The 17,400-nt window shown below is 63.8% G+C and carries 21 protein-coding genes and 1 riboswitch; of the genes, 14 read left to right on the top strand and 7 right to left on the bottom strand.

The features are described from left to right. The first annotated feature begins 64 nt into the window (after nucleotides 1–64). Together NKI01_RS02465 and NKI01_RS02460 are read left to right on the top strand one after the other, a co-directional pair. Nucleotides 65–382: an ArsR/SmtB family transcription factor gene (locus NKI01_RS02465; protein ID WP_502899417.1), complete on the top strand. Its 318-nt coding sequence runs from the start codon at nucleotides 65–67 to the stop codon at nucleotides 380–382. Then, nucleotides 379–861 carry an SRPBCC family protein gene (locus NKI01_RS02460; RefSeq protein WP_031194498.1) on the top strand — a complete coding sequence of 161 codons (483 nt, stop codon included), beginning with the start codon at nucleotides 379–381 and terminating at the stop codon, nucleotides 859–861. The genes NKI01_RS02465 and NKI01_RS02460 overlap by 4 nt, the downstream gene beginning before the upstream one ends. A 197-nt stretch (nucleotides 862–1,058) precedes the next feature. Here NKI01_RS02460 and NKI01_RS02455 read toward each other — a convergent pair whose 3' ends face one another. Beyond that, nucleotides 1,059–1,280, bottom strand: coding sequence for a hypothetical protein (locus NKI01_RS02455; protein WP_156948157.1), 222 nt, complete (start codon nucleotides 1,278–1,280; stop codon nucleotides 1,059–1,061). A gap of 277 nt (nucleotides 1,281–1,557) precedes the next feature. Between NKI01_RS02455 and mgtE the strand changes: the two genes are divergently transcribed. Both mgtE and NKI01_RS02445 read left to right on the top strand, forming a co-directional pair. Beyond that, entirely contained in the window at nucleotides 1,558–2,976 is a 1,419-nt protein-coding gene (mgtE, locus tag NKI01_RS02450; protein ID WP_023720724.1) for a magnesium transporter, read from the top strand. A 139-nt stretch (nucleotides 2,977–3,115) separates the two neighbouring features. Beyond that, nucleotides 3,116–3,502, top strand: coding sequence for a MerR family transcriptional regulator (locus tag NKI01_RS02445; protein WP_023676566.1), 387 nt, complete (start codon nucleotides 3,116–3,118; stop codon nucleotides 3,500–3,502). A gap of 19 nt (nucleotides 3,503–3,521) precedes the next feature. On the opposite strand, the gene NKI01_RS02440 is transcribed toward NKI01_RS02445, so the two are convergent. Together NKI01_RS02440 and NKI01_RS02435 are read right to left on the bottom strand one after the other, a co-directional pair. Further along, entirely contained in the window at nucleotides 3,522–4,028 is a 507-nt protein-coding gene (locus tag NKI01_RS02440) for a methyltransferase family protein (protein WP_352483066.1), read from the bottom strand. 16 nt (nucleotides 4,029–4,044) lie between these two features. Further along, on the bottom strand, nucleotides 4,045–5,043 hold the full coding sequence (locus NKI01_RS02435) for a heparan-alpha-glucosaminide N-acetyltransferase (protein WP_352590110.1): 999 nt from the start codon (nucleotides 5,041–5,043) through the stop codon (nucleotides 4,045–4,047). 247 nt (nucleotides 5,044–5,290) lie between these two features. Here NKI01_RS02435 and NKI01_RS02430 point away from each other — a divergent pair, with 247 nt between their 5' ends. Beyond that, nucleotides 5,291–6,490 (top strand): MFS transporter, encoded by a 1,200-nt coding sequence (locus tag NKI01_RS02430; RefSeq protein ID WP_023720721.1) that lies wholly within the window; start codon nucleotides 5,291–5,293, stop codon nucleotides 6,488–6,490. Here NKI01_RS02430 and NKI01_RS02425 read toward each other — a convergent pair. Further along, nucleotides 6,469–7,662: an aromatic ring-hydroxylating oxygenase subunit alpha gene (locus NKI01_RS02425; protein WP_352961725.1), complete on the bottom strand. Its 1,194-nt coding sequence runs from the start codon at nucleotides 7,660–7,662 to the stop codon at nucleotides 6,469–6,471. The genes NKI01_RS02430 and NKI01_RS02425 overlap by 22 nt on opposite strands. A 140-nt stretch (nucleotides 7,663–7,802) precedes the next feature. Next, nucleotides 7,803–7,998: riboswitch (cobalamin riboswitch) on the top strand. A 36-nt stretch (nucleotides 7,999–8,034) separates the two neighbouring features. On the opposite strand from NKI01_RS02425, the gene NKI01_RS02420 reads away from it, so the two are divergent. The 4 genes from NKI01_RS02420 to cobO are packed head-to-tail and all read left to right on the top strand — an operon-like array spanning nucleotide 8,035 to nucleotide 10,151. Then, on the top strand, nucleotides 8,035–8,214 hold the full coding sequence (locus NKI01_RS02420) for a CbtB domain-containing protein (protein WP_023720718.1): 180 nt from the start codon (nucleotides 8,035–8,037) through the stop codon (nucleotides 8,212–8,214). Between the two features lie 15 nt (nucleotides 8,215–8,229). Then, nucleotides 8,230–9,012: a CbtA family protein gene (locus tag NKI01_RS02415; protein ID WP_023720717.1), complete on the top strand. Its 783-nt coding sequence runs from the start codon at nucleotides 8,230–8,232 to the stop codon at nucleotides 9,010–9,012. After that, complete coding sequence (gene cobU, locus NKI01_RS02410; RefSeq protein ID WP_352483069.1) at nucleotides 9,005–9,526, top strand: bifunctional adenosylcobinamide kinase/adenosylcobinamide-phosphate guanylyltransferase; 522 nt, start codon at nucleotides 9,005–9,007, stop codon at nucleotides 9,524–9,526. The genes NKI01_RS02415 and cobU overlap by 8 nt, the downstream gene beginning before the upstream one ends. 1 nt (nucleotide 9,527) lies before the next feature. Beyond that, complete coding sequence (gene cobO / locus NKI01_RS02405) at nucleotides 9,528–10,151, top strand: cob(I)yrinic acid a,c-diamide adenosyltransferase (RefSeq protein ID WP_352483070.1); 624 nt, start codon at nucleotides 9,528–9,530, stop codon at nucleotides 10,149–10,151. Between the two features lie 439 nt (nucleotides 10,152–10,590). Here the strand turns inward: cobO and cbiB are convergent, their stop codons facing one another. Then, entirely contained in the window at nucleotides 10,591–11,562 is a 972-nt protein-coding gene (gene cbiB / locus NKI01_RS02400; protein WP_352961721.1) for an adenosylcobinamide-phosphate synthase CbiB, read from the bottom strand. On the opposite strand from cbiB, the gene cobD reads away from it, so the two are divergent. After that, the gene (gene cobD / locus NKI01_RS02395) at nucleotides 11,561–12,619 is read left to right on the top strand and encodes a threonine-phosphate decarboxylase CobD (RefSeq protein ID WP_023719901.1); all 1,059 of its coding nucleotides are present in this window, start codon (nucleotides 11,561–11,563) and stop codon (nucleotides 12,617–12,619) included. The two genes, cbiB and cobD, sit on opposite strands and share 2 nt — an antisense overlap. After that, nucleotides 12,616–13,125, top strand: a complete 510-nt coding sequence (locus NKI01_RS02390; protein WP_023719902.1) for a tyrosine phosphatase family protein — start codon at nucleotides 12,616–12,618, stop codon at nucleotides 13,123–13,125. Before cobD ends, NKI01_RS02390 begins: the two co-directional genes overlap by 4 nt. On the opposite strand, the gene NKI01_RS02385 is transcribed toward NKI01_RS02390, so the two are convergent. Together NKI01_RS02385 and NKI01_RS02380 are read right to left on the bottom strand one after the other, a co-directional pair. Continuing rightward, complete coding sequence (locus NKI01_RS02385; protein WP_023719903.1) at nucleotides 13,126–13,929, bottom strand: creatininase family protein; 804 nt, start codon at nucleotides 13,927–13,929, stop codon at nucleotides 13,126–13,128. A 108-nt stretch (nucleotides 13,930–14,037) separates the two neighbouring features. Then, on the bottom strand, nucleotides 14,038–14,421 hold the full coding sequence (locus NKI01_RS02380) for a RidA family protein (protein ID WP_352640494.1): 384 nt from the start codon (nucleotides 14,419–14,421) through the stop codon (nucleotides 14,038–14,040). Nucleotides 14,422–14,697: 276 nt separating this feature from the next. Here NKI01_RS02380 and NKI01_RS02375 point away from each other — a divergent pair, with 276 nt between their 5' ends. The 3 genes from NKI01_RS02375 to NKI01_RS02365 are packed head-to-tail and all read left to right on the top strand — an operon-like array spanning nucleotide 14,698 to nucleotide 17,386. Next, nucleotides 14,698–15,702: an ABC transporter substrate-binding protein gene (locus tag NKI01_RS02375; RefSeq protein ID WP_023719905.1), complete on the top strand. Its 1,005-nt coding sequence runs from the start codon at nucleotides 14,698–14,700 to the stop codon at nucleotides 15,700–15,702. A 3-nt stretch (nucleotides 15,703–15,705) separates the two neighbouring features. Continuing rightward, the gene (locus tag NKI01_RS02370) at nucleotides 15,706–16,548 is read left to right on the top strand and encodes an ABC transporter ATP-binding protein (RefSeq protein WP_352908291.1); all 843 of its coding nucleotides are present in this window, start codon (nucleotides 15,706–15,708) and stop codon (nucleotides 16,546–16,548) included. Next, nucleotides 16,535–17,386 (top strand): ABC transporter permease, encoded by an 852-nt coding sequence (locus NKI01_RS02365; RefSeq protein ID WP_352961717.1) that lies wholly within the window; start codon nucleotides 16,535–16,537, stop codon nucleotides 17,384–17,386. Before NKI01_RS02370 ends, NKI01_RS02365 begins: the two co-directional genes overlap by 14 nt. Nucleotides 17,387–17,400 lie beyond the last annotated feature (14 nt).

Raw genomic sequence — 17,400 nt, 5'->3', positions numbered from 1 at the left:
TGCTTAAACACGGGCCCGCCACTCCCTCGGTTGACCTATCATAAGTTTTAGCTTATCATAAGTCATGGTTTATGATTACCCAGGAATGGTGGCCTTGGCCGATCCGACACGCCGCAAGGTGTTCGAGCTCATCGCCGATCGGCCGCGCTCGGTCATCGATCTGACGCGGGTGCTTCCGGTCTCGCAGCCGGCGGTATCGCAGCACCTCAAAGTGCTGAAGGAAGCCCGACTGGTCCGTGCCGAGCCCAAGGGCGCCAGCAATATCTATCATCTCGACCCGCATGGGCTCGGCGAGATGCGCGCCTGGCTCGATCGCATGTGGGGCGATGCGCTCGACGCCTTCAAACGGGAAGTCGACAACAGCAAGGAGAAGAGGAAATGACGACTATGATCAAGCCCGCACCGGTCAGGAAGTCGGTGACCGTGGAGGTGCCGCTCGACAAGGCATTCGATGTGTTCACGACAGGGTTCGGACGGTGGTGGCCGGCTTCGCACTCAATCGGCAAATCCGCCCTGACGACCGCGGTGATCGAACCGAAAGCCGGCGGCCGCTGGTACGAGATCGGCGAGGATGGGTCAGAATGCGATTGGGGCGAGGTTCTCGCCTGGGATCCGCCGTCGAGGCTGACGCTCGCCTGGCGTATCGGGGCCGACTGGCGCTACGATCCGGCATTGCTGACCGAGGTCGACATCCGCTTTGTCGCGCTCGGCGAGAATTCGACGCGGGTGGAACTCGAGCACCGGCTTCTGGAGAACATGGGCGAGACCGCAGAAGCAGCGCGCCAGGCCTTCGAATCGGAGCGTGGCTGGAGCGGTGTCCTTGGCGCCTACGCGGCTGAGGCCAAACGCTACGCTGCCTGATCGGCAGGCCTCTAAGCCCGATATCCAGCGAGGCCGTCGCACCGTCGGCCTCGCCTCATTCCCGGTGCAGCATATGCCGTTCTGCCCGACCACCGGGACTGTTGTTGTTGGGCGACCGATTCCCCGACCGGGGCACACCACACCTGGCGTTGTCGCGGACTGCCCGGCGGTTGGTCGGCGGCGATGGCAGAGCTGGATTACCGGTGCTTCTCGACGAAAGCCTTGCAGGCGGGTGACAACTGCTCGATCATGCTCTGAAGGTCGCATTTGCCGATCGGTGTCATTGGGCAAAGCCGTTTGTAGTCAGGCTTGCATTCCTTGCCCTGAAAAGATTTGAAGGCCTTTGCATCGGCGGTAATCGGGTTCAAAAGTATTCCCGAACAAACCAACGCAAGACTGGTAAACAGATACTTCCCCATAAACACCCTCCCTTTATTACCGGTAATTATAGAGATGCTAAATTAGAATCCTCTAATTATCAATCTTGAATTATCAATCTTGGGCAACCGGCAGCTCGCAAGGTCGCCTGATATCCGTCGGTTGCGCACAGAGAGGCCGATGCTCAAGCCAAATCGCGCCGCCGCTCCATCCTTGTGTTTGACCATGATCTTTTCGGAAAACCGGTTTCCACTTTTCAGGATCATGGTCTAGACCTGACAGGCACCTTATCCGGAAATCCGATGGCGGGAGGCGCTGGTGGAAGGCCAGGACGAACACATGACCGGCGCCAGGGCCGCTGAGGAGCGCCGCGCCGACATCTATGACGAGGACGGCGTCATCCTGTCGTCGTTTCTCACCCAGATCGGTGCCGCGATCGCCGATCGCGATACGCTGACGCTGAAGCGCGAAGTCGACGATCTGCACCAGTCGGAACTCGGCCACCTGCTCGAGGCGCTGCACCCGGAACAGCGCCGCGCCCTGGTCGAATTGCTGGGCAAGGATTTCGATTTTTCCGCGCTGACCGAGGTCGACGAGGCGATCAGGCGCGACATCGTCGACAATCTGCCCAATGCGCAGATCGCCCAGGCCGTGCAGGAGCTCGATTCCGACGATGCCGTCTACATCCTCGAGGACCTCGACCAGGAGGACCAGGACGAGATCCTGTCGCAACTGCCGTTCACCGAGCGGATCAGGCTGCGGCGCTCGCTCGACTATCCCGAAGAGACCGCCGGCCGCCGCATGCAGACGGAGTTCGTCGCGGTGCCGCCATTCTGGACGATCGGCCAGACCATCGACTACATGCGCGAGGACAACAACCTTCCCGACCGTTTCAGCCAGATCTTCGTCATCGATCCGAGCTTCAAGCTGCTCGGCGCCATCGACCTCGACCAGATCCTGCGCACCAAGCGCTCGGTCAAGGTCGAAGAGGTCATGCATGAGACCAGGCATGCCATCCCGGCCACCATGGACCAGGAGGAGGCGGCACGCGAATTCGAACAATACGATCTTCTGTCCGCTGCCGTCGTCGACGAGAACGAGCGGCTGGTCGGCGTGCTGACCATCGACGACGTCGTCGACGTCATCCAGCAGGAGGCCGAGGAAGATCTGCTGCGCATGGGCGGCGTCGGCGACGAAGAACTCTCGGACAGCATCCTTTCGACTTCGCGCTCGCGTGTGCCGTGGCTGCTGGTCAACCTTTTGACGGCCTTCCTCGCGGCTTCGGTGATCGGCCTGTTCGACCGCACCATCGAGCATATCGTGGCGCTGGCGGTGCTGATGCCGATCGTCGCCGGCATGGGCGGCAATGCCGGCTCGCAGACCATGACCGTCACCGTGCGGGCGCTGGCGACGAGGGACCTCGATATCTACAATGCCGGCCGCATCATCCGCCGCGAAATCGGGGTGGGCTTCATCAACGGCATCATCTTCGCCATCCTGATCGGCATCGTCGCGGCTGCCTGGTTCCACGATCGCAATCTCGGCGGCATCATCGCGGCGGCGATGATCATCAACATGTTCGTGGCGGCTCTGGCGGGCATCCTGATCCCGCTGCTGCTCGACCGCTTCAAGATCGATCCGGCTGTGGCTTCGGCGGTTTTCGTCACTACGGTCACCGATGTCGTCGGTTTCTTTGCCTTTCTCGGGCTTGCCACATGGTGGTTCGGCGTAGGCTGAACGGCACCTCAATTGACTTTTACGTAAATGCCGTGCGAGGCTTTGGAAGGTGCCTTGTCCGCCGATTCTGGTACGCGCCTGGATGCCGGCGGCGCCGGCCAGTTGGAACTCGCGGCGTGGCCGGGGCATTGGAGTGGCGATGCGGGAATATTATTCGATCACGGAGCTGACCCGCGAATTCGACGTGTCGACGCGGACGTTGCGCTTCTACGAGGACGAAGGGCTGGTGCAGCCGGTAAGGCGCGGCCGCACCCGGCTGTTCCGTCCGTCGGACCGGCATCTCATCCGCCAGATCATGCGCGGCAAGAGGCTCGGCTTCTCGATCAACGAGATCCGCGAAATCATCCAGATGTACAGGGAGCCGCCCGGCGAGGTCGGCCAACTCAAGCTGATGATCAAGCGCATCGAGGAAAAGCGCGAGGATCTTCGCCAGAAACGCCGCGACCTCGAGGAGACCCTGGCCGAGCTCGACCAGGCCGAGGAATCCTGCGTCGAGCGGCTGGTTGAACTCGGCGTCACCACGTAAGCGCGGTGTCAGCCCCGGCTCAAATCCAGCGCCGCACCCTTTTGGCGTAGTCCCGGTACTTCTTGCCGAATTTGGCCGTCAGCACCTTCTCCTCGCTCTCGATCGTCAGCTTCTGCGTCAGGAACGCCGCGATGACCGCGAGCGGCAGGAACCAGGCGATCCCCGAGACAAAGGCGAGGCTGACCAGCAGCAATGTGTTGGCGAGGTAGATCGGGTTGCGGCTGACGGCGAAGGGTCCGGTGGTCACCAGATGGTCCGGCACGCCGTTGGGGTTGAGCGTCGTTTTGGCGCGGATCATGGTGCGGATCGCGGTGAACCAGAGCGCGGCGACCGCCACCAACCCCACAAGGCCGGCGGCGAACAGGATGTCGCCGAGAAGATCGCCGATCCACGGCAGTGGATAGAAAAACCCTAGCGCGACGCTGACGATGATGGCGGCGACATAGATCAGCGGCGGCCATGGGATGTGCCCCAGCTTCGGCTGCCCAGGATTTTGCTGCACGGGTTTCGGGTGACTGTCGGTCATTGTTGTCCTCCCTCGATTAGCGCGTTCTCGGTTCCGCCGTCTCGGTTTGGGCGGTGCAGGTGCCGGCGAGCTCGCCAATATGCGCCTTCCACTCCGGGGACTGGTCGTTGCTGTAGAGCCGGTCAAGCGAGGCTTCGCCCTGGAGAGTGTCCAGCATGCAGGCACAATAGCTGGAGCAGAACTCGGTGTCGCGCGCCTGCTCGCAGGATATTTGGCAGGATTTCAGAAAGTTCACCTCCCTGCTTTCGACCCGCGCCGGCATGAATTGCGAAAACAGCCAGACCGAGCCGATCAGCAGCGGCTGATGGATCAGATAAAAGGCAAGGCTGTGCCGGCCGATGAAGACCAGCGGGTTTGCCCAGCGGCCTGGCGTCATGGCCGACAGCCGGGTCAGCACGCCGGAGGTGGCGACGAGTTTGGTAACCGCGATGCCGGCAAGCACGGCGCCGAACCAGGGCAGCAGCGGAACATAGTCGTTGGAGTGCGGATTGGTCGCCGATAGACCGACCCACCACAAAGCCGGATGATCGAAGGCCTCGGATCTGAGGTAGAAGGGCGCCGCGATGACAAACGCCGCGACAAGCAGTGTCAGCAGCGCCGGCAGCCGCAGGAACGCCAGGCCGAGCAGGCTGGCGAGCGCGATCTCGTGCAATATGCCGAAAAAAATGAAGCCGTCGGGCGTGGCGATTCGGGTGACCAGCGATATTGCGAGAGCCGCCCCGGCAACCATGGCGAAGCGCTTCCAGAAGCCTGTCCAGCGGATTTTCTTGCCATGGGCGAGATAGAGGCTGACGCCGACCAGGAACAGGAAGCTCGAGGCGATGCAGCGCGCGTAGATTTTCCACCAGCCGAAGGCGGTGAGGCCGGGATCGGTGTAGCCGAAAAATTCGAGATCCCAGGTGAAATGATAGCTCGCCATGGCAAGCAAAGCGATGCCGCGTGCGATGTCGATGGCGGCGATGCGCTTCGCCTTCGGTTGATCCTGAACGGCGGTGGTCGGCGTGGCGATGCTCATCGGTCTCGCTGTCTTGGTTCAGCCCCGGCAAGACGACTATCACGGTTGCCACCGTCAAAAGAAGCAGTCCTCGCGTCGCGTTGGCGCGGGTCAGCATTAGAACTCGCTTTAGGCCAGAGCCGGAAAGCCTTTGGCCGGCTTCGCTTTTTGCCGTGAAGGCGTCGGTTTCCTGTTACCCGGCCAGGAATCGCCGCGGCAGATTTGTGCTCCAAACCCTGCTTTGGGCGATTCTGCTTCGGGGAAAGCAATGGCTACCCATGTGCGCCATCCTATCTGGCTTGCGGCCTTGCGGCCGGCGGATGCACGCACCTTCGCCTCGCTTTATGCGGTCGAATCGTTCGCGCGCGCCACCGTCTCCAGCGTCATCCCGATCCAGGCCTATGAGATCCTGCACAACGAGCAGATCGTCTCGATCCTCTACACGGTCGTGGCAATGCTCGGCCTCTCGGCGACGCTGTTCATGCCGATGTTGATCCGGCGCTTTGCCCGGCGCTGGGTCTATACCGCCGGTGCCTGCCTGCTGGCCGTCGGCTCGCTGTTCTTCGTCACTCATACGCTTGCTGGCCAAACGGTCGGCATGCTCTGCCGCGTCATCGGCGCCAGCGCGCTGGCGATCACGCTCAACCTCTACATCATGGACCACATCCGCAAGACCGATTTCATGCAGGCCGAGTCGCTGCGCATGGCGTGGTCGATGCTTGCCTGGACCGCCGGGCCGACGCTCGGCATTTTCCTCTACACGCGTTTCGGCATCTATGCCGCGCATAGCGCGGTGGCCGTCTTCGCCATGGCCCTGCTGGCGCTGTTCTGGACCTACCGGCTTGGCGACAACCCGTCGATCCGCCCGGGCAAGACGCGGCCGGTCAATCCGCTGGCCAATATCGGCCGCTTCGTCGCGCAGCCAAGGCTGAGGCTGGCCTGGCTGATCGCCTTCGGCCGTTCCTGCTTCTGGACGACGTTCTTTGTCTATGGGCCGCTGTTCATGGTGATCACCGGCGAGGGCGAGCTCGCCGGTGGCCTCTTGGTTTCGGCCGGCAATGCGCTTTTGTTCATGGCCATCTTCTGGGGCAGGGCGGGAAAGCGTTTCGGCGGCCGGCGCACCATGACGTTTGCCTATTTCGCCATGTCGGCGACGCTGCTGGCGGCCGGCGCCGTCGGCGAGGCCGCGCCGCTCGTCACCGGCGCGTTGCTGCTTTGCGGTGCCTTCTTCACCATCGCGCTCGATGCGCTGGGCTCGACCGCGTTCATGCGCTCGGTGCGCTCGTATGAGCGGGCGCAGATGGCGGCGGTCTACCGCACTTATCTCGACTTTTCCGAGCTGACGCCGCCGCTGGTCTATTCAGTGGTGCTGGCGTTCTTCGGCCTGGGCGCGGTTTTCGCGACGCTCGGCCTGCTGGCGGCGGTCTGCGGCTTCGTCACTTGGCGCTATCTGCCCAAATCGCTTTGATGTTCAAGCGCCGCATGCCGCTCGCGCACCCAGTTGTGGAAGCGGTGCAAATCATATTCCTCGGGCATCAGCACGCCGGCCTTATGGCGCATCGAGCGCAGGCCCTTCTGGTTGACCTCGCAGATATCAGCGTCTTCCTCCAGCACCTGGGTACCGAAGGCGACGATGTTGTCGATATCCGCAGCCGGATCGACGAGCGCTTCGGGCGAAAAAAGCCATTCGGCGGTGAGTTCGGTCTGCTCCGGCCCAAGCGGCACCAGCCGCACGGTCCTGACATAGTCGACATGGCCGACGACGAACATCGACGGCAAGTTGGTGGCATAGGTCTGCCCGGCAGCACGCTCGGCCGGCGTCAGGCTCGAAAAGACCGAGCCGTGGACGCGCCCGTCGCGCGACCAGGTTTCGGCCCCGGCCCGCAAGCCGCCGGCAAATTCCGGCGCGTCATTGTCGGCGTGGCGCGCCCATTCGGGGTCGTCGTGCCGGCCCATCAGGCCGCGGCCATAGATCGGCACCAGCCGCGACAGGTCCTTGTGGACGCCAGGGCAGTGCAGGCACTCGTTGAAGTTCTCCCAAAATATCTTCCAGTTGCAGTTCATAACCTTGCGCAGCACATGGCCGCTCAGCAGCGTTTCCAGCGGCCAGTTGGCGAGGTTGCCGGATGCCGGATCGAAGGATGTTTCAGCCGAACCGGCAGCGTCTTGCGCGAGGTTGACGAAAACGAAACCGCGCCACACCGAAAGCGCGACGCGGTAGAGCGGATGATCGGCCTTGTCGAAACCGTCCGGCAGCGATTTCGACGGCACGCGCACCAGATCGCCGCGCAGCGAATAGGACCAGGCGTGGTAGGGGCAGGTGATGAGCCGCGCCCTCAGCCGTCCTTCGCTCTGCTGGCAAAGCTGCGAGCCGCGATGCCGGCAGGTGTTGTGAAAGGCGCGCAATTCGCCGGTCTCGTCGCGCAGCACGACGACCTCCTGCGTGCCTATGCGAAACGTCCTGAAAGCCAGCGGCTGGGCAAGGTCGGCCTCGCGGCAGACCAGCAGCCAGTTGCGATACCAGATGGCCTCGAGATCGCGCTGATAGCCTGCGATGTCCCAATAGGCCGATGACGGCAGCGTCGGCTCGGCCCGCGTCAGGCCGTTATAGGGACCGCGCTCATTCGGGCTGGGTTGCATGCCGGCTTCCTCCCCATCCGCCAGCCGACACCCGGCTGTGAGAATTGTCAATTGCGGCGCCGGCCGGCGAGCTTGGCGAGGCGGCGCATTCGCCACACGATCCGGCGGAATTTGGTTTGCCGGGCGCGGCGATTCTGCCTATAGTCGCTGATGTCGTCGGTTCCGTTTGGAACCAAGAGGGAATGCGGTGCGGGCGAAATTCTTGCCCAATGCCGTGGCTGCCCCCGCAACTGTGTGCGGTAGTCCTCTCCATATGCCACTGAAGATTTTCTTCGGGAAGGTGGGGAAGGGCGCTGATCCGCGAGCCAGGAGACCTGCCGGCGACAGGAAACTGACTTCTATGCCCTCGGGTGGAGGGCGAAAGGACAAGACATGAATACCGCTTCCGTCTCGCTCGGCGCTTCCGTCTCCTCGCAGTCGCGTTTCATGCAGCTGGCGCTTGCTGCATTCCTCGGCATTTTCGTCATGGGCTTTGTCGGCTTCTCGCACATCGATGCGGTCCACAATGCCGCCCACGACTATCGCCACTCGATGGGCTTTCCCTGCCACTGACAAGGGGCTGACATCATGACACTGTTTCGCAACGTCGTGTTCATCGCGGCGATCGCAGGGCTCGTGGCCGGCGTCGTTCTCGCCTGCATGCAGGCCTATGCCACGGTGCCGCTGATCCTGAAGGCGGAAGTCTACGAACAGGCCGGCGGCGGCCATGACCATGCCGCGGCACCTGCGGCACCGGTCGAAAACGCCGGGGGCACGATGGCTATAAGCAGCGCCGCGCCGGCACCGGCTGAAGCAATGGCTCCGGCGGAGGACGAAGGCTGGGCGCCGGCCGACGGTTTCGAACGCTTTGCCTTCAGCGTCGTTGCCAATATCGTCACCGGCATCGGCTTCGCGTTGGTCCTGGTTGCGGTTTCGGAGTTCGCCGGCGGCATCGGCAATTGGCGCCAGGGCCTGTTCTGGGGGCTTGCCGGCTTTGCCGTGTTCACGCTGGCGCCGGGCCTCGGCCTGCCGCCGGAATTGCCGGCAATGCCGGCGGCCGACCTTGTCCAACGCCAGATCTGGTGGTGGGCAACGGTGGTGGCGACCGCCGCCGGTCTCGGCCTGCTCGCCTTCCGCAGATCGCTGCCGCTGGCGGTCCTTGCCGTGGCGTTGATGGTGGCGCCGCATATTGTCGGCGCGCCGCAGCCCGACAGCTTCGAGACGACAATCCCGGAAGGCCTGCATCATCAGTTCGTGGTGGCGGTGACGCTGACCAATCTGGTGTTCTGGCTGGTGCTCGGCGCGGTCGTCGGCGTGGTGCGCGGCCGCTTCACCGGCACGGCGACCAGCCTGCGCGACAGCTTTGCCTGACCGCGCTGCCGGGGCGCTGACCCTGATCATCGGCGGTGCGCGCTCCGGCAAGAGCGTGCATGCCGAGAGGCTGGTGAGTGCCTGTCCGGCGCCATGGAGCTATATCGCGACGGCGCAAGCCTATGACGAGGAGATGCGCGAACGGATCGCGCTGCACCGCTCGCGCCGCAGCGCCGGCTGGACGACCATCGAGGCGCCGCTCGACCTTGCCGGCGCGATCGAGGCACTGCCTGACGGCCAGCCGGTGCTGATCGATTGCCTGACGCTGTGGCTGACCAACCATATGCTGGCCGAACATGATGTCGAGGCCGAATGCCGAAGGCTGGCAGATGTGCTGTCGCGGCCGCGTGGACCCTGGTTCGTGGTGTCCAACGAGGTCGGCCAGGGCATCGTGCCGGAGAATGCGCTGGCAAGACGGTTTCGCGACGCGGCCGGCCGGTTGAACCAGGACGTTGCCGCCGTCGCTGACACCGTGCTTTTGATGGTGGCGGGGCTGCCGCTCAGGGTGAAATGACATGGCTGATACCGACCACATCGATCCCAAGGACGAGGAACGCCACCGCGCGAAGATGGCCAAGCGCAAGGCGGTGCAGGACGCCGAGGTTGCAGCCAAGACGGTCGAGAAAGGGCTGTTGATCGTCAACACCGGTCCGGGCAAGGGCAAGACCACGGCCGCCTTCGGGCTGGCGCTCAGAATGCTCGGCTACGGCAAGCGCGTCGGCGTCGTCCAGTTCATCAAAGGCAAATGGCACACCGGCGAGAAGGATGCTTTTGCCTGCTTCGGCGACCGCGTCGTCTGGCACGCCATGGGCGAGGGCTTTACCTGGGAAACGCAGGACCTGAAGCGCGACATCGCGGCCGCTGAGGCCGCCTGGGCCAAGGCGCTCGAGCTGATGGCCGAGCCGTCGATCAGCCTCGTGGTGCTCGACGAACTCAACATCGCGTTGCGCTACGATTATCTCGACCTCGAAAAGGTGGTCGCAGCGCTGAAGGCGCGTCGCGAGGGCCTGCATGTCGTCGTCACCGGCCGCAATGCCAAGCCGGTATTGGTCGAGGCAGCCGATCTGGTCACCGAGATGGGCGTGACCAAGCACCACTTCTCCGCCGGCGTGAAGGCGCAGCAAGGGATAGAGTTCTGAGGGGTTTGGCGATCGGGGAAGGGCGTTTCGGAGCAGGCGGCGCCGGCGAAGCTGCCGATCTCCCCCCTTGTGGGGGAGATGCCCGGCAGGGCAAAGGGGGGCACTGTCCCTCGGCCTGTCAGTCGGAGACAACTACGTCGTCAGACCGTCATTAGCAGGTGAACGGTCAAGAGGCTGGCGATCCTTCGCGCCCCCCTCTGTCCTGCCGGACATCTCCCCCGCGAGGGGGGAGATTGGATGGCGCTTCGGATTTCGCCAACCTCGAACGTCAAAGGCAGGGAATGAGAAGCGCAAAGCTGGGGCGATTATTCTTTGGGCACAGCAATTTTGTTCTTGCTTTGTGCCGGCAGCTATGGTACTAATCTCGCTATGGTGCTAACTGGCTCCAACGACCCGCCGCTTGGCGGGTTTTTTGTTTCCGCTCGATCTCGGGCGCAGGTCACGCCAAGACAACAACCACTGCGACCACCCCGAACAGCGCGATCAGCAGTAAGTCGGCGACCCGGTAAAGTTTCAGCGCCCGTCGGATGTCGGTGCTCTCGATATCGTCGCGGCGGCCGCCTTCGCCCATCAACGCGTCTTCGACCATGACGCCGTCATAGGAACGGGGGCCGGCGAGCGCCAGGCCGAGCGCACCGGCCATCGCTGCTTCCGGCCAGCCGGCATTGGGCGAGCGGTGTTTTTTCGCATCGCGCCGCACAGCATGCCAGGCGGCTTTGGCATCGGCGCCCTTGATCAGGAAAGCGGCAAGCACGATCAGCAGCGCCGTCAGCCGTGATGCCGGCAGGTTGATCCAATCGTCGAAGCGCGCCGCTGCCCAGCCGAAGGCCTCGTGGCGCGGGGTGCGGTGGCCGATCATCGAATCGGCGGTGTTGGCGGCCTTGTAGGCGACGCCGCCGGCGAGCCCGCCAACGCCGATCCAGAACGCCGGCGCGACGACGCCGTCGGAGAAGTTCTCGGCCAGGCTTTCGATCGCGGCGCGGCAGACAGCGGCCCTGTCGAGCTTTTCCGGGTCGCGGCCGACGATCCGCGAGACGGCAATGCGGCCCATGTCCAGTCCGCCGCTGTCGAGGGCGTCGGCCACCGCTTCGACATGCTCGGCCAGGCTCTTCTGCGACAGCAGCGACGTCGCCAGGATTGCGATGACCAACAAGCCGAGGGGAATGCTCCAAAGCATGGCTTCGATCCAGAAGGCGAGGGCGGCCGGCACCAGCACGATGACCAGCAGCGCGAAGACGCCCCAGCGGCGACGCTGGGCGTCGGAATCAGTGGCGCGGTTGAGCCTGCGGTCGAGAAAGGATATCAGCCTGCCGAACCAGGTGACGGGATGGCCAATGGCATCGAAGAGCTGGGCCGGGTAGCCGAGTACAAGTTCGATGGCCAGCGACAGGAAAGTGATCAGGATCGACATGAAGTCTCTTGATGGAGTGACGGCGGCAGTGGACCACGGCGGAAGCCTTGGCCGGGCGAGGGCGCTTTTCGCTCACGCGCCGCTGCCTTTCGTCGACCTCTCGACCGGGATCAATCCGCACTCCTACCCGCTTTTCGATTTGCCCGCCACCGCCCTGTCGCGATTGCCGGAAGCAGCGCGTGCCCGTGAATTGGCCGAAGTCGCGGCAAGCGCCTATGGCGTGCCGTCGGCGGCGAATGTCGCAGCGGCGCCCGGCACGCAGATCCTGTTGCCGCGCGTCGCTTCGCTGGTCGGCCCAGGTAAGGCGCTGGTGCTCGGGCCGACTTATGCCGAGCATCGGCGGGCAGCGGCGATCGCCGGCCATGCAGCGGCTGAAGTCGATGATTTCGAAGCCTTGGCGGCGGCCGACCTTGCCGTCGTCGTCAATCCCAACAACCCGGACGGGCGCGTCGTCGAGCGCGAAAGGCTGCTTCGACTTGCCGCAAAATTGCGCGCCAGAGGCGGGCTGCTGGTCATCGACGAGGCCTTCATGGATGTCGGCCCACGCAGCGAAAGTCTCGCTGGCGACGTCGACCAGGGCGGCATCGTCGTGCTGCGCTCGTTCGGCAAGTTCTTCGGCCTGGCCGGCCTGCGGCTTGGCTTTGCATTGACCGACGCGCTGACGGTCGAGCGGCTGCAGGCGCAATTCGGGCCATGGGCGATTTCCGGGCCGGCGCTCGAATATGGCATAAGGGCGCTTGCCGATACCGGCTGGCAGGCCGGGATGCGGCGCCGATTGGCCGAGGATGCCGCACGGCTCGATGCGCTGTTCGGCCGGTTCGGCGTGCCTGTCGCCGCTGGCACCGCGCTGTTCCGCTATATCAGGCTGGCGAACGCCGCCCGCCTGTTTTCGGTGCTCGGCCAGCGCGGCATCCTGCTTCGGCATTTCGCCGACCGGCCGGATGTGTTGCGCGCCGGCCTACCGGGAGCCGACGAAGAATGGCGGCGGCTCGAATCAGCGCTTGCCGGCTGGGCCTCGCGGCGCGACGATGATGCCAAGGGAGAAACGATCCAATGATCCATGTCTGCTCGCTGTCCAAAGTCGAGGAAACGGTGACGAAGACCGGGGCCGGGCGGCTGCTTTCGCTGCTCGCTGCCGGCACGGAGGTGATGCGGCCGGCCTCGATCACCAGGGAAAACCATCTGCACCTAGTCATGCACGACATTGCGGTAGCGCAGGAGGGCATGACCATGCCGGGCGAGGAGCATGTCTTGAACCTGCTCGATTTCGCCCGCCAATGGGATCGCTCGCGGCCGCTGGTGGTGCATTGCTATGCCGGCATCAGCCGGTCGACCGCCTCGGCCTACATTATCGCGGCAGCGCTGGCGCCGAAGCGCGACGAAGCCGAACTGGCCAAGACGCTGCGCGCGCTGTCGCCCACGGCGACACCCAATCCGCGGCTGATCGCAATTGCCGACGCACTGCTCGAGCGCGACGGCCGCATGAGCCGCGCCATCGAGGCGATCGGGCGCGGCGCCGAAGCGTTTGAGGGCACGCCGTTTGCGCTGAGGATCGAGGGCTAGTTACGCCAGCCAATCCGCCAGTTTTGCCTTGCGCACGTCCTTCAGCAAGCTGATGAAGCCGTCGGCCTGATGCTCGGCGGTGAGCCGGCCTTTTTCGGCGGTTGCAATGCTGGCGTCGCCGACCACGCCATTTGGGTTGAGGTCGCTGGCGATCCAGGCGAAGGCGTGCGTTCCGGTGTGGCGCAGCAGCGAAAATTCCTTTTCGGCGCGCGCAACCTTGGAGACGAAATTGTCGGCCTTGGCCATGTCGACGAGGTCGGGCCGGAAGTGCAGCATCAGCGAGGTCTCGACGTCGCCGCCATGAATGCCGTGGCGGTCTTCGAGGTCGGTGTACATGCCGGCCGGCCGGCCAAACCGTTGCCAGCTGGTCTTTACCGCCAGCATCTTTGCCCGCACGCGCAATTCGCGGGTGACGATGCCCATGATCTCCTCATTGCCGCCATGCGAGTTGACGACAATCAGTTTTCGCACGCCGGCGCGTGCGACCGACAGGCCAAGTTCGGTCCACGCCTCGACCAGGGTCGTCGCCGGCAGAGTGAGGGTGCCGGGCGCATGCAAATGCTCGTTCGACTTGCCCACCGCCTGAACCGGCAGGATGCGGATGTCGAGATCGCCGGGCAGGCGCGCGATCACCGTTTCCAGCATGCCGTTCATGATCGAGGTGTCGGTCGAAACCGGCAGATGGGGCCCGTGCTGCTCGATCGCCGCCAGCGGCAGAACGGCAATGGTCGCCTCAGGATCGACGGTCGCGTATTCGGTGGTCCGGTAGTCACCCCACCATACGCGTTTTTTTGTTCCGGCCATTTTTTACCTCGAAGAGACTGGATGCGCGCTTGATGAGGGGCGGCACCAACCTTTGTCGTGTAACTTGAGATCATCGGCCTGTCGATTCCAGCCGCTGGCCAGCGCTCCTCAACCCGCCGCGATGACCTCGATCTCGACCTTAAACTCCGGCCGGGCAAAGCCGGACACGATCATCAGCGTCGAGGCCGGCGCCGGACTGGCGAACAGCCGGTCGCGAACCTCCATATAGGGCCGCAGGAAGGCGCGGTCGGTGACGTAGGCGTTGATGCGGACGATGTCGGACAGGCCGAGCCCGGCCTCGCCGAGAATCGCCGCTATGTTCTGGAAACAGAGCTCGGCCTGTGCGCCGGCCTCCTCGGGGATCTGGTCGTCCGCTGTGATCGCGACCTGGCCCGAACACAGCACCAGCCGCTTGCCGGGCGGCAGCTCGACGCCATGGCTGTAGCGGGCGAAGGGCGGCTTGATCGACTTCGGCGTGAGAAATTTGAACATGGCAATCTCCGTTCACGGCAGCGTAAAGCTGGATGTAGGCGGGCATCAAGATGGCGGTGCATGTCACGAGGGCGATTGTGGACAGGCGATCAAAAAATAGGCACGATGCCTTCCGTACAGCATGACCCGTCCGGCCTTCGCGCCGCCATTGCACAGGCGGGCATTGCACAAGCGGGCGGTCCCGACGCAACGCGCCGGTGGCATGTGTCTTGCTTCTTGAAACAATGGTGTCGAGCCCGGCGCGTGATGCGCCGGAGCGAACAAAGGGTGGTGTGGATGTACGGAAGACTCAAGATTTCGGCGGGCGTGATCGTGCTGCTTGGCGCAGGTACGCTTGCCGCGGCAGCGAACGAAAAAGTCACCTTCGGCACCAACTGGCTGGCCGAGCCGGAACATGGCGGTTACTACCAAGCCGTGGTGGATGGTACCTATGCCGCATGCGGCATCGACGTGACGATCATGCAGGGCGGCCCACAGGTCAGCGGCCGGCCGCTGCTGCTCGCAGGTAAGATCGATTTCTACATGGGCGGCAATCTGCTGTCGGCCTTCGATGCCGTGCAGCAAGGCATACCGATGCGCGTCGTGGCCGCCGACTTCCAGAAGGACCCGCAGGTCATCATGTCCCATCCCGGCCAGGGGCTGGACAAATGGGAAGACCTGAAGAACGCCGACCAGTACATCCTCGGCGACGAAGGTGCGCAGACCTTCTTCCAGTGGATGGTCACCGACCTCGGCTTCGATGCCGCAAAACGCGTGCCCTACACTTTCAACCCGGCTCCGTTCATCGCCAACAAGAAGTCGATCCAGCAGGGCTACGTCACCTCGGAGCCATTCGCCGTCCAGAAGCAGGGCGGTTTCACGCCGAACCAGTTCCTGCTGGCCGACTATGGCTGGGACACATATGCAACGACGGTCGAAACCATGCAGGAGACGGTCGACAAGCGGCCCGAGGTGGTCCAGTGCTTCGTCGATGGCTCGGCCAAGGGCTGGTACAATTATCTCTACGGCGACAACAAGGCCGCCAACGAGATGATCAAGAAGGAAAATCCGGACATGACGGATGAGCAGATCGCCTTCTCGATCGAGCAGCTGAAGAAGTTCGGCGTGGTCGATTCCGGCGACAGCGAAAAGCTCGGCATCGGCGCCATGACCGATGCGCGCATCCAGAGTTTTTACGACAAGATGGTCAAGGCCAAGGTAACGCCGGCGGGCATCGACATCAAGAAGGCCTACACGCTGGCCTTCGTCAACAAGAGCGTCGGGCTCGACCTGAAGAAGTAGGCCGTGAAGCTGGAGAAAGTGGCGCAACAGCCAGGAAGCGTATCGGGGCCGACGCTGTTGGCGCTGCGTGGCGTCGGCAAGGTGTTTTCCAACGGCGTCACCGCGCTCAGCAATGTCGAGCTGACGATCCGGGAAGGCGATTTCCTCAGCCTGCTCGGACCGTCGGGCTGCGGCAAATCGACGGCGCTGCGGCTGATTGCCGGCCTGTCGACGCCGACTTCGGGCGTGCTCGACTGGCGCGGCAGCGGTGCCCTCGATCGTTCGAATATCGGCGGCCGCTCGAATATCGGCTTCGTCTTCCAGGAGCCGACGCTGCTGCCCTGGGCCGACGTCTTCGACAATGTCTGGCTGCCGCTGCGGCTGAAGGGCGTGTCGCGGGCCAAGGCGGCGCCGGCGGTGATGGAGATGCTGGCGCGGGTTCACCTGACCGGCTTCGAGAATGCCGTGCCGCGCGAATTGTCGGGCGGCATGAAGATGCGCGTCTCGATTGCCCGGGCCATGGTGACCAAGCCGCGGATTCTGTTGATGGACGAGCCGTTCGCAGCACTCGACGAGATCACCCGCTTCAAGCTCAACAACGATCTGCTGGAGCTGTGGCAGGATGAACGTTTCACCGTCGTTTTCGTCACCCACAGCGTCTTCGAAAGCGTTTTCCTCTCCAACCGCGTCGTCGTCATGGCGGCGCGGCCGGGCCGGGTGTTCGCCGAGCTTGCCGTCGATGCGCCCTATCCGCGCGACGAGGCGTTTCGCACCTCGCCTGACTATGCCGCGCTCTGCCGCCAGGCATCCGACGTGCTGATCGGCGCCATCAACTCAACTGCCGGACCGCATCATGACGGCCATTGAAGAACAAGTGCTGGCGCTCGACCCGGAGGAGGCGCGTCGCGTCCGCCAGGAGCGCTTCGAGCGCATCGGCAGATGGCTGCTGCCGCTGGCGATCATGATCCTGGCGATCTGGCTGTGGGACCGCGTCTGCGACTGGAACGACATCCCGAAATACATCCTGCCGCGTCCCGGCGTGGTGCTGCAGACGCTGCATGACGATGCCGGGCTGCTGTTCTCCTCGCTGCTGGTGACGCTCAGGATCACCTTCTTGAGCCTGCTTCTCGCCGCGGTCGGCGGCGTCGGGCTGGCGGTGCTGTTCGCCCAGTCGAAATGGGTGGAGATGTCGTTCTTTCCGTTCGCCGTCGTGCTGCAGGTGACGCCGATCGTCGCGATTTTTCCGCTGATCAACATCTATGTCGACAACCAGACGACAAAGCTGCTGCTTTGCGCCTGGATCGTCGCCTTCTTCCCGATCCTCTCCAACACCACGCTCGGCCTCAATTCCGTCGACCGCAATCTGCGCGATTTGTTCAAGCTCAACGGCGCCACCCGCTGGCAGCAATTGCGCTATCTGCGGCTGCCGGCCGCGATGCCTTATTTCCTCGGCGGGCTGAAGATCGCCGGCGGCCTGTCGCTGATCGGCGCGGTGGTGGCAGAGTTCGTCGCCGGCGCCACCGGCCAGTCGTCCGGCCTAGCCTCGCGCATCATCGAGGCCGGCTACCGGCTCAACGCACCAAGGCTGTTCGCGGCGCTGATCCTGATCTCGCTCACCGGCATCCTGATCTTCCTGGTGCTGTCGCTGATATCGCATCTCATTTTGCGGCGCTGGCACGAGAGCGCACTGAGGCAGGAGCGGTGATGGTGGACAGCGCC

The organism is Mesorhizobium sp. M0815, from assembly GCF_040319995.1.
Classification (GTDB): Bacteria; Pseudomonadota; Alphaproteobacteria; order Rhizobiales; family Rhizobiaceae; genus Mesorhizobium.
The sequence above is the reverse complement of the archived record's forward strand: the minus strand, read 5'-3'. Positions and strand labels throughout refer to the sequence as shown.

Bases quoted from the DNA above. Each gene is read 5' to 3' on its own strand.
- NKI01_RS02465 (WP_502899417.1), top strand. From the start codon at position 65: ATGGTTTATGATTACCCAGGAATGGTGGCCTTGGCCGATCCGACACGC.
- NKI01_RS02460 (WP_031194498.1), top strand. From the start codon at position 379: ATGACGACTATGATCAAGCCCGCACCGGTCAGGAAGTCGGTGACCGTG.
- NKI01_RS02455 (WP_156948157.1), bottom strand. From the start codon at position 1,280: ATGGGGAAGTATCTGTTTACCAGTCTTGCGTTGGTTTGTTCGGGAATA.
- NKI01_RS02445 (WP_023676566.1), top strand. From the start codon at position 3,116: ATGCGGGAATATTATTCGATCACGGAGCTGACCCGCGAATTCGACGTG.
- NKI01_RS02440 (WP_352483066.1), bottom strand. From the start codon at position 4,028: ATGACCGACAGTCACCCGAAACCCGTGCAGCAAAATCCTGGGCAGCCG.
- NKI01_RS02435 (WP_352590110.1), bottom strand. From the start codon at position 5,043: ATGAGCATCGCCACGCCGACCACCGCCGTTCAGGATCAACCGAAGGCG.
- NKI01_RS02430 (WP_023720721.1), top strand. From the start codon at position 5,291: ATGGCTACCCATGTGCGCCATCCTATCTGGCTTGCGGCCTTGCGGCCG.
- NKI01_RS02425 (WP_352961725.1), bottom strand. From the start codon at position 7,662: ATGCAACCCAGCCCGAATGAGCGCGGTCCCTATAACGGCCTGACGCGG.
- NKI01_RS02420 (WP_023720718.1), top strand. From the start codon at position 8,035: ATGAATACCGCTTCCGTCTCGCTCGGCGCTTCCGTCTCCTCGCAGTCG.
- NKI01_RS02415 (WP_023720717.1), top strand. From the start codon at position 8,230: ATGACACTGTTTCGCAACGTCGTGTTCATCGCGGCGATCGCAGGGCTC.
- cobO (WP_352483070.1), top strand. From the start codon at position 9,528: ATGGCTGATACCGACCACATCGATCCCAAGGACGAGGAACGCCACCGC.
- cobD (WP_023719901.1), top strand. From the start codon at position 11,561: ATGAAGTCTCTTGATGGAGTGACGGCGGCAGTGGACCACGGCGGAAGC.
- cbiB (WP_352961721.1), bottom strand. From the start codon at position 11,562: ATGTCGATCCTGATCACTTTCCTGTCGCTGGCCATCGAACTTGTACTC.
- NKI01_RS02390 (WP_023719902.1), top strand. From the start codon at position 12,616: ATGATCCATGTCTGCTCGCTGTCCAAAGTCGAGGAAACGGTGACGAAG.
- NKI01_RS02385 (WP_023719903.1), bottom strand. From the start codon at position 13,929: ATGGCCGGAACAAAAAAACGCGTATGGTGGGGTGACTACCGGACCACC.
- NKI01_RS02380 (WP_352640494.1), bottom strand. From the start codon at position 14,421: ATGTTCAAATTTCTCACGCCGAAGTCGATCAAGCCGCCCTTCGCCCGC.
- NKI01_RS02375 (WP_023719905.1), top strand. From the start codon at position 14,698: ATGTACGGAAGACTCAAGATTTCGGCGGGCGTGATCGTGCTGCTTGGC.
- NKI01_RS02365 (WP_352961717.1), top strand. From the start codon at position 16,535: ATGACGGCCATTGAAGAACAAGTGCTGGCGCTCGACCCGGAGGAGGCG.